The organism is Treponema sp. OMZ 799, from assembly GCF_024181365.1.
In the GTDB taxonomy this organism is placed as follows: domain Bacteria; phylum Spirochaetota; class Spirochaetia; order Treponematales; family Treponemataceae; genus Treponema_B.
On record NZ_CP051301.1, the window covers coordinates 2718368 to 2734092 of the forward strand.

Annotated in this window: 12 protein-coding genes; 7 read left to right on the top strand and 5 right to left on the bottom strand. The window is 39.3% G+C overall.

The annotated features are described in order from the left end of the window. Positions 1–3 precede the first annotated feature (3 nt). From E4O04_RS12545 to cfpA, 5 genes are all read right to left on the bottom strand, one after another. Entirely contained in the window at positions 4–2175 is a 2172-nt protein-coding gene (locus tag E4O04_RS12545; protein ID WP_253708376.1) for a DUF4954 family protein, read from the bottom strand. Positions 2176–2196: 21 nt separating this feature from the next. Next, positions 2197–2874 (bottom strand): TIGR00266 family protein, encoded by a 678-nt coding sequence (locus E4O04_RS12550; RefSeq protein ID WP_253686910.1) that lies wholly within the window; start codon positions 2872–2874, stop codon positions 2197–2199. A gap of 63 nt (positions 2875–2937) precedes the next feature. Further along, a complete protein-coding gene (locus E4O04_RS12555) occupies positions 2938–5733 on the bottom strand; it encodes a putative PEP-binding protein (RefSeq protein WP_253708378.1) in 2796 nt (931 codons plus the stop codon). 10 nt (positions 5734–5743) lie between these two features. Next, complete coding sequence (locus E4O04_RS12560; RefSeq protein WP_253708380.1) at positions 5744–6772, bottom strand: hypothetical protein; 1029 nt, start codon at positions 6770–6772, stop codon at positions 5744–5746. An 85-nt stretch (positions 6773–6857) separates the two neighbouring features. Further along, positions 6858–8903 (bottom strand): cytoplasmic filament protein CfpA, encoded by a 2046-nt coding sequence (gene cfpA / locus E4O04_RS12565; protein WP_253686907.1) that lies wholly within the window; start codon positions 8901–8903, stop codon positions 6858–6860. A 167-nt stretch (positions 8904–9070) separates the two neighbouring features. Between cfpA and E4O04_RS12570 the strand changes: the two genes are divergently transcribed. The 7 genes from E4O04_RS12570 (at position 9071) to rsxE (ending at position 15725) form a co-directional block, all read left to right on the top strand. Further along, the gene (locus E4O04_RS12570) at positions 9071–9733 is read left to right on the top strand and encodes a vWA domain-containing protein (protein WP_253708382.1); all 663 of its coding nucleotides are present in this window, start codon (positions 9071–9073) and stop codon (positions 9731–9733) included. Between the two features lie 31 nt (positions 9734–9764). Further along, the gene (locus tag E4O04_RS12575) at positions 9765–11240 is read left to right on the top strand and encodes a pallilysin-related adhesin (protein ID WP_253708385.1); all 1476 of its coding nucleotides are present in this window, start codon (positions 9765–9767) and stop codon (positions 11238–11240) included. A 74-nt stretch (positions 11241–11314) separates the two neighbouring features. Next, positions 11315–12001 carry a rhodanese-like domain-containing protein gene (locus tag E4O04_RS12580; RefSeq protein ID WP_253708388.1) on the top strand — a complete coding sequence of 229 codons (687 nt, stop codon included), beginning with the start codon at positions 11315–11317 and terminating at the stop codon, positions 11999–12001. 61 nt (positions 12002–12062) lie between these two features. Beyond that, the gene (rsxC, locus tag E4O04_RS12585) at positions 12063–13481 is read left to right on the top strand and encodes an electron transport complex subunit RsxC (RefSeq protein WP_253708391.1); all 1419 of its coding nucleotides are present in this window, start codon (positions 12063–12065) and stop codon (positions 13479–13481) included. After that, positions 13481–14497, top strand: a complete 1017-nt coding sequence (locus tag E4O04_RS12590; RefSeq protein ID WP_253708394.1) for an RnfABCDGE type electron transport complex subunit D — start codon at positions 13481–13483, stop codon at positions 14495–14497. Before rsxC ends, E4O04_RS12590 begins: the two co-directional genes overlap by 1 nt. After that, complete coding sequence (locus E4O04_RS12595; protein ID WP_253708396.1) at positions 14494–15069, top strand: RnfABCDGE type electron transport complex subunit G; 576 nt, start codon at positions 14494–14496, stop codon at positions 15067–15069. The genes E4O04_RS12590 and E4O04_RS12595 overlap by 4 nt, the downstream gene beginning before the upstream one ends. Next, entirely contained in the window at positions 15066–15725 is a 660-nt protein-coding gene (gene rsxE / locus E4O04_RS12600; RefSeq protein WP_253686900.1) for an electron transport complex subunit RsxE, read from the top strand. Before E4O04_RS12595 ends, rsxE begins: the two co-directional genes overlap by 4 nt.

The window sequence follows — 15725 nt, forward strand, 5'->3', positions numbered from 1 at the left end:
AATTTAAGCCTTACATTTTTCAAAAAGGCTCAGATAATACTCCGTGTCTTTTTTTGATTCAATAATTAGGGCATTATCTTCAACAGTTCCCAAAACAGCCTTTCTTTCTTCAGCATTTCGGTATGTTATATCCCTAAAATGATTATTATAATCCTTATTCTTTGTGTAGAATATTTGTTCTTCAATATATTTTCTTATTGCAGCAGCTTTATCTAAGAGAGTATTCCAAAGGATTCTATCTAAACTATTTACCTTCATAATTTTACATAGAACAGCATAAGCATTTTCCGCCTTATCACGGCAATAAGCATCATGGGCTTCATCATAGGATTTGTGGATATCCTGCCATGTATTAAGGTTACCGGCCTTTATATCTTCTTTAATCGAGTCGAGTTTTTTTTCGGGGATTAGCTGCCCCCCAATGTTCACCCAATTAAAATCAAATTCTTCCTGAATCTTAAAGTCCTCAATATTTGTTTTAGCTTTTTCTAAATCTTTATCAAAATATTCGGCAAAGGTTGTAACTCCGTACCATATAAGCATATCCCGATAGGCCTCATAAGATTCGATAGCCTTGATGATTTTTACAGTGCGTTTGGATCTTTCAATATTCTCGCCTTTTACAAAAAGTTTTTTTGCCTCTTCTTTTTTTTCTTTAAGAATTTCATCTATACTTAAAGGAGGTTTTCCGGCTGCAATCCAAGCGGCAGTTATCCATTTTTCAAGAAGAGAGCGGGCATTTAAAATTTCGGCAACAGTGTCGGGGGCAAGATAGTTAGTTTCAATGTGCTGAGTTTTTGTTATCCTTTTATCCCTTTTTAAAAATTTTTTATTATTGCGTTCGATGGCGTACATATTGTACATCCAATAATATGCCGGCATAATTTCAAGTCTGTCTTCATGTGCATCATTTAAAACTAAACTAAACGGAAAAGGAATATCAAGTTCGGCTGGATAATTAGCCTTTGCCAAAATAACAAAGGAAGCAAATCGGCTGTTATGTTTTAGGGTTGTAGACAACCCCGGCCAAAAGCCTCGGCCTGCTATAATCTCGCCGTCGTTTCCTCTTGTGTTGTGATTGGAACCGACCGTAGCTCCCGCCGCCATATTGGACTGTCCCTGAATCATAGCTGCAATCAAAAAAGAGTTATTGTGATGCTGTTCATGGTACGGGAAGATGAGGGCATTTAGAACCTCACAGCATGAAATGGTCGAGTTATCTCCAACTATTGAATGTATCAGCCTTGTGCCGTATTTTAATTCACAGTTATTACCGATAACAAAGCGGACAGCCTTTACTCCATAAAACACTCTGGACCCGAGGCCTATTATACCGTTTACAAGCTCTACACCCTCCCCTATCTGCGAAGGTTCCTCAGCCGTTGATTTTATGGTTAAGTTTTTAAGCTTATTTGCTCCCTTCACATACACTGAAGAACCGAAATTAACGTCTTTGATAATCCGGCAGCTCTTTATTGCAGAATCGGAGCCTACCTCACCGTAATATCCTCTTTTTGAGTCTCTAGAATTTTGAGTTATTTCTTCAAACCTTTTTATAAGCTCAGTTTCATCCCTGTACCTTGCCCATAAAAATGCATCGGCTGTAATCATATCATAAAAAGGAAAGACCTCTCTTCCGCCGGCCTCATTGATCGTGTCTATTGTTACCCTAACCTTTTCATCTTCTCCGTCTTTTACTAAACCTTCTCCGAATTTTGAATGATTGGTCGTACACATTTCATCAATACGGCTCAAAATAACCCTGTCGCCTATTATATAATGTGAAAGATAGGCACAATAATGAATTGCACAGTTCTCACCTATATCGCAAGAAATAACCTTACTGTTTGTTATGCCTACCGGAACAGTAAAATCATGATATTTTAAGTAAAAATTTTGAGTTGAAGCAATCCGGACTAAACCTGCAAAGAGACTATTTGTTATCAAATCGGTATCAAAGGGATCTTCTACAAGAACCTTCGTCCAGTCGGTACTTGAATTTCCGTTTTTGATTAAGCGTTCTATTTCATCTGAGCTTAGCCGCCGGTAATTATGCTCTTTTTTACTTGTCTGGTTAAAGCGTATATAATATTCATCTTTACCGGCCGGCAAATATTTATCATAAATAAAGTCATAGCCGAAATCTTCCGATTTTACGATCTGCATTTTTGCCATAGAAGTCTCCAACTCAATTTTCTAGGACTTTATACCTGCAAAAAAAGGTCTTAGAATTTCTGCAACGGCATAAATAGGCATGGTCTGAATAATAATTTTTCCCGGGCCTGTAACCTTGGTATTAAACAAACCTTCTCCGCCGAAAAGCATATTTTTAACTCCCTTTATCATCTGTATTTCCATTGAGCAGGTATCTTCCATAGCTGCAAGGTAACCTGTATCCAAGATCATAGATTCACCGGCACCCAAGGTATATTCTACTGCGGATCCGTCAATCTCTATAAAGGCAGTTCCGGTACCTGAAAGCTTCTGCATAATAAAGCCTTCTCCCCCAAAAAAACCGGCTCCCAATTTCTTTTGAAAATGGATTGAAAGCTCGACACCTTCCGTAGAAGCCAAAAAAGCAGTTTTTTGAACAATTAACGAAGAGCCTGAGTTTATCTCGACAGCTCTAATTGTTCCAGGGAATCTTGATGCAAAAGAAATTTCGCCTTCAGACTGTGCCGTATACTTGTTTAAAAAGAGACTTTCTCCTGAAAACATCCTGCCTAGGGCCTTTCCCAAGCCTCCTGCAGATGTTTCCATAGAAACGCCTTCACTCATCCATGCCATTCCGCCTGACTGACTTATCATTGTTTCTCCGGCTCTAAGTCTACATATAACAGCCGGAAAGGACTCTCCTATTATTTTGTATTCCATAAAACACTCCTAAAATTAAGATGAATTTAAAACGGCTCCATACGGAGCCGTTTAATTTAGATACTACTTAGACTTCTTTTTAGCCGGCGCGGCCTTTTTTGCTGCTGCAGGCTTTTTGGCCGCAGTTTTTTTAGCTGGGGCCGTCTTTTTTTCGGCCGGCTTAGATGCTGCCGAAGAAGGCTTTCGCGAAACATGAGCTTTAGGCTCAAGTTTTATTCCGGCCTTTTCTGCATTTTCAAGCTCGGCTTGTGCAATCGAAAGCAAGGCAATAGGTACGGAATAGGATGAACATGAAACATAGTTCAGTCCCGCTTCCATACAGAAGCGTACGTTTTCGGGACGGGCACCGTGTTCACCGCAAAGCCCCAGATGTAAATCGGGGCGGGTAAGTTTTCCGCGCTGAATTGCTATTTCGATTAAATCCCTTACCCGGCTGTCAAGAACGGCAAAGGGGTTTCCGTCGATAAGATCGTACATGGTATAGTCAGGCATAAAGCTGTTAAAGTCATCCCTCGAAAGACCTAAGGTTGTCTGAGTCAGGTCATTTGTTCCGAAAGAGAAGAACTGTGCATATTTTGCAATCTCATCAGCACTTAAGGCTGAGGCAGGAAGCTCGATCATAGTTCCGACCTTATATTCAAGGTCGCCGCCCTTTACGGCAGATTTTACCTCATCGGCAATAGTAGCTATACCTGCATAGGTGTGTCCCTCGATCTTTTTTCCATAAACAATTTGCTTTAATTCCCTAAAGTTCATGATAAGAGGAATCATAATTTCAGGACGGACATCCATTTTTTCCTTTTTAAGCTTGTATGCGGCTTCAAAGATAGCCCTGATCTGCATAGCATAAATTTCGGGATATGTTATTGCAATTCGGCAGCCTCTGTGACCAAGCATGGGGTTGATTTCGGAAAGTTTCTCAATTTCTTCAGCCAGATCTTTTTTGCTTACCTTTTTCTTTTGAGCCGTCAAGTATTTTACAAAGCCGTCAAGCTCAACCTCATTATGAGGAAGGAATTCGTGCAATGGAGCATCCAACAAGCGGATAGTAACCTCCTTGCCGTTCATAGCCTTAAAGATACCGTAGAAATCTTCAGTTTGAACTTTTTGAAGTTTATCAAGAACCTTCTTTCTTTCAACTTCGCTTGGAGCTAAAATCATTTCGCGGAAGGCATTTATTCTCTTTTCATTAAAGAACATATGCTCGGTTCGGCAAAGACCTATACCCTCAGCACCGAACTCCAAGGCTAGCTGGGCATCGCGGGGACTGTCGGCATTGGCCCTTACATGGAAGTTGGATAAGAAGCTCTTTGCAAGGCTTATAAAGTCTAAAAGGCCTGATGTTTCCGGATCAGGTTCAATGAGCTTAGCCTCACCGAAATAAACGGTAGAGTCGCCGTAATAAGGAACATTTAGGGTAATATAGTCGCCTTCATTTATTGTAACGCCATCAATAACGGCTTTTTTTCCTATTATCTTCATATCTGGGCGGACAAGAGATATTTTACCGTACTGTCTGGCAACAACTGAAGCATGGGCCGAGTAACCGCCCTCGTTCGATATAACGCCTGTAGAAACTTCAATTCCCTTTACATCCCCTGCATAGGTTGCAGGCATACAGAGAATACACCTTGTATCCATGCCCTGGAGCTTGGCCGCTCTTTGAGCTTCGATAAGGGAGTCGGCCGTAAAATAGACCCTTCCTACAGCAGCTCCGGGAGCTCCTGCTATACCGCCCTTTGAAGACTTCATTCCCTTTGTGCTCATAATATCGATAACGGGATGCAAAATCTCGTTCAATTGGCCGGGCTTAACGGCGCGAACAACATATTCTGCATCTACAATCTTTCTGTTGTACAAATCAAGTAAAATCTGAACCATTGAGATTGTGCTCTTAGCCTCAACGGATTTTTGTTCGATAAGCCAAAGTCTTCCTGCCTCGATTGTAAAGCGGATATTGCGGATATCCTTTGTATAATCTTCAAGCTGCCATGCAATCTGCTGGAGGTGCTTTAGGTATTCGGGCTTGATGGAGTTTATATCCTTACCTTCTGCATTTACCTCATTGAATTTTTCGGCAAAGAATTGACCCTGCAATTTTTTCTCGCCGTTTACAATATTGCGGCTGAAGAAAGAACCTGAATATGAATCTTTGCCGTAGTTGCCGTAGACCATGGGCTGAATCAAAAGAGCAACATCATGATCGGTATCTTCTTCAAGGGTTAAAAGCCGGCCGATAAGGCGGATAGACTCTTCGAGCTGTACCTTGTAATCATCAAAGAAGCGAGCTGGTAAAAATTTGGCATATTTATCCATTATGGCACCGGGCTTTACATTCATTTTACCTGTATTCATTGTTGATTTGATTTCCTGTAAGGCCTTTTCCAACTCTGAAACCTTCTTTTCGTTTTCTTCCAGCTCCTCTATCTTTAGGACAACGGTTAAAATACCGTTAAGCAAAAAGAGAACCTCATTTGCGGCAAAATCTTCTCCTACATTTTCTTGAAATCCTATTACCGTATCCTTGGTAAGACCGAAGTTATGCAAGGTCGGGTAACTGGTAATAAGCATGTTAGGCGAAATAACTAATTTTAAAAGCAAGGGAGAGTCAGCATCGCCGTATGTCTTTTTTACTTCTGAGCCGAATTTACTTAAATATGGAGATATTTCGGAATATATATTTACATCGCCTATATCCTGCATCACAGAAGCATCGATTATAATACCCGGCAAGATTGGAAGTTTCAGTTCTGCAAATTCGTTTGCCTGTCTTCCTCGGATACCCAATAAATTCTTGTCAACTTTTTTACTGACTGTCTCTTTACTGTTAAAAAAATGTATATTGTTTGAAATTTTCATTTTTTACTCCTTAAAATAGATTTAATACGGTATCCGGAGATCCGCGCAAAAATGCTTCAAACATGGGACTGGCTCCCTGCCTAAAATATTTTGACAACTTTGAAAGGTCGTTTATTTCTTGTGCAGAAACGGAAAATTGGATTGTACTTCCATGTTTAACCTTTCCCCATTTAAATAAGGTATTTATATCTACAATACGCTCTCCGTCATAGTATACCATAACTTCAGCATCTTGATATTTTGCAGTATAACTTCTTATAATTCGCTTCCATGCTTCAACATTTCCGTTATGGAATAGCTCATTTGAAACAGGAACGGAAACAAGCTGCGACATCTTTTTTGGTCCTGTGGATACGGCTGACGGGCGTTCCAAATGTGAGGGAACTGAACTTGCCTGAGCCTTTGCAACAGGAGCAGACGGAGCCGGAGCTTTTTTACCGGGTCTTTTAGCAACAGCTTTCTTAACTTTTACAGTAACAGCTTTTTTTGGTTCAACATATATAAAGGGACCTGCTTTTACGGATGCAGGTACCGAGCAAGCTTTTTTTTCAAATAGTTTATGAATAGCAGAAATAACGGAATCGGCAAGACCTGCATCAACAGTACCCTTGTCTTGTTTTCCTACAAATATTAGAAGAAGCTCATTTTTTCTAAAGCCCTGAATAACTTGGGCAGCCGCAGGGTTTTTAGGATTTATAACAATAAAACCCAGATCCGGATGATCGTAACCGAAGACTAAATCAATACCCGTCCATTTGGCAACCTCAGCAACAAAGGAGGATGCGTCATCCAAAATAAATTTCAAATTTTCAGATACAACTTTATAATTCCATTTATCAAGCAGAGAAACCGAAAGAATAGCCCTAACCTGCTCGGGCTTTATCGTCTGTTCTCTTATCATAAGATTTATCTTGTCCGCAATATTCTCTTTGGGATCACAGTCCTCTAAAATTTCTATAACAGACTGAATATGTTTAACCGAAACATTAAAATCAGTCTTTTTAGCCAGCGGAACAAAAAAATTAGTCATATTAACCATAATTACTCCTTTTTAAGCGAAAGCCCCCGAAACGGGGTTGTTCCAGGGGCTTAATGTTTAATCAGTTAAGCTCTAAAATTCCAAATTAAATTTCTTTAATTCCTGACTTAGCCTTTCGTCGGCCTCGTCCTGCATCAACAGAGCCTGTCTTTTTTGCCTTAACGGCGCCCTTCTTGGGTCCTCTGCGTTTAGCCGGAGAACTTACTGCCTCGGCTGCAGGAGCTTCGATAGCAGGAGTGCTGTTCAGCATATCGATAAACTGCGAACGTCCTGCAATCTCACCGGCTTTGGGATCCTCATCGGAAGTAGCAAAGCTCTGTGCGATATCGGCACGGACTGTGGATCGTCTGCGGCTGAACGAAGCAAATGCTGCGTCGGCAAAGCCCTTTGATACACCGTGCAAGAATTCGTTGAGCACGTTGGCCATTCCGTCCAAGGTAGCCTTCTTTCTCTTGATAGATGTAATATCGATATCAAGCAAGAGACCGGGCTGGATGTGGAAGGGGTTGATTAAATAATCGAATTTGTTGAATTCGGCTTCTAAGAACGAAAGTCTGTCTTCGATAACACGTCTTTCGATAGGATACTGATAATCATATAGATCCTTCATCTTTCTGCGCATGATGATAAGCTTCTTGCGGAGCTTGTCTTTTTCGTAGACATAGGTTCTGTTCATTTTTTCAACTTCAGTTTCGGGGGCCTTAACAAAGGAGATTTCATCCCAAACCTTAGCTGTGTCTTCATATACAGGTTCGCCTGACTGATCCTTGTACTTTCGTTTGATGAATTTCTTGTAATTTGCAGCCAAATCGTTAAAGTCTGTGATCTTTGTCATAAACTTGGATTTGTCGTATGTGGCACGTACTACATCCCACAAGTGCTGAATCTCAGTTTCAAAAGAGCTCATCATTACTTCATAAGCTTGTCGTTCTGCGATCAACTGAGCATTGTCATAGTACTTGAGGCGGATTTGATACCTTTCATCAGGAAGATTAGCGATATCTGTGTCATCATATTCGCGCAAGATAAGTTCACGGGCATTCTTTAAGTTCTCGATGTACTGATATCCCATCTTTGAAGTGTCAAGGATTGAAGTAATCGAGTTGATAGCTGTGTTGAATCCGCGGTTTCTGATGTTTTCGAGGTCGATAATCTTTTTGATGTTTTCTCTGATGTTAAGCTGATCAAAGGTCTCAGGATCGATTTCAGCTCTTAAGTTGTTGATTCTTTCCATAAGCTGCTTGGATACAACATCGTATCTCTTGCTCTTGGGATTCTCAACATCGTCATCAGTAATATCGCCTACCTTGTCGATTTTTGCAAAAACGATCTCGCCGTCAGACAATTCATCCAAGCCCTGATCAATTCGTCGGTCCTTTATCTTTTCAATTTCCTTGTCAATTACATCCATATAGTGATTTGACAAGAGGTCTTTGATAAGATATTCAACCGTTGACTGATACTGGAAGATCGGGCTGATTAGTTCAGTATCAAGAATGTTTACTGAAAGCTTAACATCGGTTACCGTTTTTGGTTTGTAGAGGTTGTCTTTAAATGCACACTTTACGATTGAATATGCGTTTTCACCTCGAACAAAGGCTCCTACGTCCGTCTTCTGTCTTAACAATGAGTTTGTTAAGGTTTCCAAATCATTAACACCGCGCTGTACATGGCCCTGTAAGTGTCCGTACATGTTTACAATCGACTTTTCGATTTCGCCTGTGTTAAACTTGTCAGCACCGCCGACTGCATCAAGAAGGGTTGCGATTTCTTTCGGAGTGTAGCGGTCTAAAACCTTCATTTCTTCCCGATCGATAAAACCTCGAACCTTTTTGAGCATCTCATCTTCAGCCGTTACCATGTATCGGTTGAACATGTTCTGGTAGTTCTGGTTAAAGTAGTTATACAGCTTTTCCTTAACACCGCCCATAACGTCCAATCTTTCGAGGACTTCCTTGGGAAGCTTTGTGGTCAAGTGGTGTAACACTTTATTTGTTTCTTCTTCAATCAGCTGATTTACTTCTTTCTGCTGATCACGGTAATCTTGAGCCAATGAGTTTCTTGAACCGACAGCACTGGGCTTTTCGGGATGGAACACATTAGGGCTCTGTGGTAGATCTAAATTTGCCATTCTTATCTCTCCTTAATTTTAGCAATTTTGTTACATTACAATATACATCACTACTATATAATTATAAACATATTTTGCATAATGTAAAGACTTTTTATTTAAAGTTGATGATTTTTTTTCGAATATGTTATATAATACTGTATATAAAGCACTAAAAAGGAGTATTTATGAAAATTAAAAAGCTTATTTTTATATTTTTGCTTTTAGCAGGAGTTTTATTTAATTTAAATGCCGGCGAAAGAACGATGCCTGTCGATATGATTATAATGATTGACAAGTCATTATCCATGCAGGATCCCGGCAAATTTGATAGTCTAAAACAATGGGTTCTTGACGAATTAATCGGTGAAATTATTATCAACGGCGACTGGATAAGCATTTATCAGTTCTATGAAAGTCCCGAGCATTTGGTTTCAATTGAAGTAAAAAACAAAGAAGACACAGACAGGATAATCAAAACGATAAATAAAATTCGCCCGAACGGAAGATTTACTGATGTAGGAAAGGCTCTCGATAAAATACAGGAAGCCGTAAATGAAAGAGGCGAAAACGGAAGGTATAAGGTTCTTTTTATGCTCACCGATCTTGAACAAGATGCTCCTATAACCTCCAAATACAGCGGTAAACAAAAAAAGTTTTCAAGTCCTTACTTAGTTGAATCAAGAATTATAAAACACGATAATTGGTATGAAATTACTGTTGATATGGGCCTGCAAGACAGGGTTGTAAAAACAAGCAAGGCTCTTTTTTCGGATTTAATAAAAAACGAAGGAAAGGACAGGGTGCAATCTGACGAAAATACAGCCTTAATCAAAAAAGATAATCCGTAACCATAATTGATAATAAGGATTTAAACAAAGTATGCTCAAACGGATAATGTATCTTACTTCAGCCTTTATTGTTTTGGTTTTGTTGAGCTTTTTAATTTACTTAAAGTTTATACGGTCAAACACAAAAACTGAAGAGAAGATTGTTACACAAACAATAATTCCCATAGCTTCTTCACAAATAGATAAAGCAGATAAAAAGACCGAAAATGATTCGCCTAATACGGAGGCAAAAATATTTTTAGAGCTGCTCAATGATGAAGCCTTTGTTGATGCAATTTCAGATGACTTAAATGAAGACGGTGTAGAAGATCAAATTATTGCCGTAAAAAAGCTATTAGATCCTTTTTTGTACCTTATAATTTCAATCCAAAACCCGATAACTCAAAAATGGGACAGAGTTGAAGAAATAAGAACTACAATCACACAGCCTAAGTCTCTTACATTCTACATTATGAATTTGACGGAAGATCCTAAATCCCTCATTTATTCGGGAATGACATCGGACAACAGACAGGTTTTGTCCATACATACCATCAAAAAAGAAAATAACGGTAGTGTTAAGCTTGATCAAATAGCCGACTTACATGCGGATATGCAGATTCAGATAAAGGAAATAGAAACTCAAGAAGAAACTGCATCAAGCCTATCTTCATATCGGGTATACACTTACAACTCCGATCCTTCTGCACCTAATACCTTAAACCAAATTGAAACGGAATATACATGGAATGTAAAAACAAAAAAATATGAAGAAGGCTTCCAAAGGACAATTCCGGGCGAAAAAATAGAGATTCAGCTTTTAAGAAAACTTCAAAGCGGAAATATGGAATCTTTTATCGACTTTTTATCGGGATTATGGTTTCAAGAAGAGGGAAATAGAGAAACAGGCAGAAGCGTATATTTTGACAAAAACGACAGTCATATTATTTTTAATTTAGACAATGTTGAAGAAATATATGAAATAAAAACAACCTTACCCCGAAGATACGGTTTATTTTTTACAACAAACAATAAGTCAATTCCGAATATCGTAAGACGAGTCGAAATAGAAATTAAGGGACTTGACGAAATACAGGTGCGTGTAATAGAAGACGTTTTAAGAATTAAATTCGGAACGGCATCTCTTTGGAATGGAAACTATAAAAAAAATACCAATTTACTTTTGAGTAACACAAACCAAAAGGAAAATAATGCGGAAAAAGCAAAAAAAATTTTATCAAAATCTTCAAATCAGTGGAAATCGATAAATAACACCATTTTAGACCTTTTAGGTAACTCATATACACTTCAGCAGTCTGAAGATATCGAAAAAGGTTATTTTAACATATTAGAAATAAATGAAAGAGTTATCATTCAAATGAAGTCGGAAAAGGATACAAATAAATTTTATCTGCTTGAACTAAGTGAAAAAAACAATGTACAGCGGATGGTTTGGACAAAAATTAAGTTGAGCATAAATGATGTAATACCTACAGGTGATGAGCCTATCATCTTTGAAAGAGAATAAGCATCCCTTTTGACAATGAGAGTAAAAGTCATTATAATAATCTCAGCGTATTTTAGTGTTTTGGAGATTAAATTATGAAAATAAAATTTTTACTTTTTATTGTTTTAATTGTAAATATATCGCTAATTTCATGCGGTATCGAAGTAGAAGTTGAAGATGTTAAAGGCTCAAGACTTGAATATTTAAATTCCGATTCCAACAAAGATTCTATATTGATAATTGATGTCAGATCCTATGATCAATATAAAAAAGGACATCTTTTACACGCTATAAATATACCTGTAAATGAAATAGAAAACCATCTAAAAGAAATAACCGATTGGAAAAACAAACCTATATACTTATATTCCGAAACTAATGATGAAAGCTTTAAAGCGGCAGAGATATTGGCGGAAAATAGATTTTCTCAAATTTACAATGCAGATGGAGTTAATCAATATAACTATAAAACCATCACTTACAACGCTGTACGGGGCATAGTTTTTGAAACAATGCTGAAAGATCCCGATGTTTTAATCCTTGACTGCAGAAACAAATCGTCTTATGATACAGGTCATATAGAAGGCGCCTTGCTATTCCCCATATCGGAAATAAAAAATAATCTTAACAAAATACCTGACAAGAAGAAAAAATTACTTTTGTATTGTAATGTAGGCACAGCTTCTTCAAGAGCTGCTCAAGAACTGTCAGAGCTGGGTTACACGGAAATTTATAACGCTATTGACGGAGTTTTAGAATATCCTTTTAAACTTGTAAAGTAAACAAAGGTAAAATTAACTTTATCCTCTTGAAAGTTTCATTACTTATGTATAAAATGGCGGTATGGGTATAAAATCATTTAAAGGCGGAGTGCATCCGCCCGAGCGAAAGGCGGTCTTACCGAGCGAAAGCGTTATTGAGGTATTGCCGTCAAATAAGTCAGTTTGGATTCCTGTTACACAGGGAGGAATGCCTAATACTCCTCTTGTCAATGTTGGAGATCAGGTAGCGCGCGGACAAAAGATAGCAGAAACGGACAAATTTATGTCTGCGCCTGTTCATTCTTCCGTTTCAGGAAAGGTAAAAAAGATTGAGCCGCATCTGGTAACCGGCAATACAGAAAATCTTTGTTTTTTGATCGAGATAGATGAAGAAAACAGAGAAGAGTTTATGCCGCCCCTTGATCCGTTTACATGTACAAAGGAAGAAGCTCTTAAAAGGGTAAGAGATGCAGGCATTACGGGTATGGGAGGAGCATCGTTTCCTACCCATGTAAAATTAAACCCTCCGCCTAATGCAAAAATCGACTATGTAATTGCAAACGGAGCGGAATGTGAACCCTATCTTTGCACAGATGCTGCCGCAATTTTTACCGATTCAGATGGAATTATCGACGGGCTAGCAATAACCATGAGGATAGTAGGTGCAAAACAAGGAATTATAGCCCTTGAGGACAATAAAAAAGACCTCGTTCCCATCTTGGAAAAAGCAATCTCTAAAATTAAAGCAAATCCTATTGCTGCAGGAGCCTACGATATAAGTGTTCAGCTTTGTAAGACAAAATATCCTCAAGGAGGAGAAAAAACTCTTACGGATGCAGTTGTAAACAGGGAAATCCCCTCCGGCGGCCTTCCCTTTCAAATAGGCTGCGTTATTCAAAACGTAGGAACCTTAAAGGCAATTTCAGAGGCCTTCCGCTTAGGAAAGCCGCTTATCGATAGAGCCTTAACAATAGGCGGCGGAGCCTGCGAAAAACCTTTAAATGTAATAGCTCCCATAGGAACCTGCGTAGGCGACCTAATCCCCGATGTAGTTTCCCTTAAACCCGGAGTTGTAAAAATAATCTCAGGCGGCCCGATGATGGGATTTGCCATGAAAAATGCCGACTTTCCCATTCAAAAAAACACCTCAGGTGTTCTCTTTTTAACTAAGGAAGAGGTTTCCTTAGAGGAAGAAAGCCCCTGTATAGGCTGCGGTAAGTGTATTGACGTATGCAGCTGCCGCCTTTCACCGGTTTTAATCATAAGGGCCTTAAATGCGGGAAACACGGAAGAAGCAATCCGCTGCGGTCTTTTAGACTGCGTAGAATGCGGAACCTGTGCTTACACCTGCCCTGCCCGAATCAAACTTGTTCAGCGGTTTAAGGTGGGCAAGCAGATAGCAAGAGAAGAAAAGCAAAAACGGGAAGCTAAGGCTGCTGCAAAAGCCGCCGCGGAAGCAGAAAAGCAAGCAGCTCAAACAACCGAAGAAGGAGGCAAATAATGGCAGAATCAGATAAAAACGAAATTTTTATGTCTCCGGCACCCCATGTAGTAACACCGGTTAAGACTCAAACCTTGATGCTGGATGTAATTATCGCCCTGCTCCCCCTTACAGCTTACGGAATTTATCTTTTTTCGATACCTGCCTTGGTTCGAATTATCGTTGCCGTACTTTGCTGTGTAGGTTTTGAAACTTTTTTTAGACTTATATGCAATCTTGATGTGAGAGTAAAAGATCTTTCGGCCGTAATAACAGGCCTTTTACTGGCTCTTGTAATTCCGCCCAATCTTCCTATATGGATGCTTATTTTAGGCTGCTTTTTTGCAGTAGTTATAGGCAAAGAATTTTTCGGAGGCCTTGGAGCCAACGTATTTAACCCGGCCTTGGTAGGAAGGGCCTTTATGTTTGCAAGCTTTTCGGGAGCGATGACCAGCTGGATCCAGCCGGGGAATTCTTTCTTTGACGCAATGAGCACTGCAACACCTTTAAAACTAATAAATGCAAAAGAAGGCGTTGCCATAAGCGCTTCAGAAATAGCAAAAACTCTTAATTTAAGCTCTGCAACAGACCTTTATACCCAACTTATTTTGGGAAATCATGCAGGATGTATAGGAGAGACAAGTATTTTGTTAATTCTCCTTGGCTTTGCATACCTCTTCTTTAAAAAGGTTATAGACTGGAGAACCCCGGTAACCATGATGGCAACAGCCGTTGCAATTACTGCCATAGGCGGCATAGATCCGATTTTAACCCTCACTTCGGGAGGTTTAGCCTTCGGAGCTGTTTTTATGGCAACCGATTATGTAACAAGTCCTGTAACACCCAAGGGTAAATTCCTTTTCGGTGCAGGCTGCGGTCTTATAACAGGTCTTATCCGATTATTCTCAGGTATGCCTGAAGGCGTTATGTACAGTATTCTTATAATGAATGCCGTAGTGCCGTTTTTAAACAAACTTATACCCGTAAAATACGGCTATGTAAAACCGCCTAAAAAGAACAAGGAGGCTGCAAAATGAAACAGATGATAAAATTGGCATGCACCCTTTCAGCCTATGCCGTCATAGCATGTTTAGCCCTTGCTGCAGTTTACAGCTTTACAGCTCCGCGAATTGCAGAGGTAAAGGCAGAAAAGACAAACAGGGCTTTAAAGAAAGTCTTCCCTGAAGCTGAAGACTTTAAAGAAATAAGTGCTGAAATACCTCAAACCCTAAACAAAACAAAATTTTTAAATGCCTATGCGGCAATGAAAAACGGTGAAAATGTCGGCATAACTATCACAGCAAACGGACCTACTTATGCCAAAGCCACTATACTCGTAGCCTTTGATCTAAACAAAACAATCCGCAAGATCGAATTCCTTGAGCTTACCGATACACCAAGCTTAGGAAGCAAGGCAGCTGAAGAGCCTTTTAAGGGACAATTTACAGGTAAACCAATAGATTCTCCTTTTGAGGTAAAAGGAGATATAAACGCCATAGGAGGAGCTACAATTACTTCAAAGGGAGTTGCAGCTATTTTAAAAGATGCCTCTTCGGCTGCAATGGAATATATTAACAAAAACAACCCGGGGGAGGGGGAAAATAAATGAAAAACTTAACTATTTTCACAAACGGAATTATAAAGAACAACCCTCTTTTGGTGTTGATGATCGGTCTATGTTCGGCCCTAGCCGTTACAACCAATGTTTTAAATGGTCTTGGAATGGGTATGGCAATGACCTTTGTTATCGTTATGAGCGAGTTAATTATAAGTATTTTTAGAAAATTAATTCCTCAGGATATAAGAATTCCGGTTTTTATTATTGTAATTGCCTCTTTTACAACCATTGTAGACCTTTTGATGCAGGCCTATACACCTGCTCTTTCAGATGCAATGGGACTTTTTATTAAGCTCATAGTTGTAAACTGTATTATCATGGGCCGGGTTGAATCCTTTGCTTCAAAAGAAAACCCCGGAAAATCCGTTTTAGATGCCCTCGGTATGGGAGTCGGATACACAATAGTTCTTGTGCTTATTTCGGCCATAAGAGAAATTCTAGGGTCGGGCGCCTTGGCAGGAAATGTCTTTATACCTGAAGCCTATCATATACGATTTTTTGCAAATGCACCCGGAGGTTTTTTTGTATTCGGTATTATGATTTCCATAAACCTCTTTGCAAAAATGCTTTTAGAAAAACCCAAGAAGAAGATTCAAAGCTCGCCTGCCCCGCAAGCCGGGCCGGAAACCAAAAAAGAGGAGGAGTAA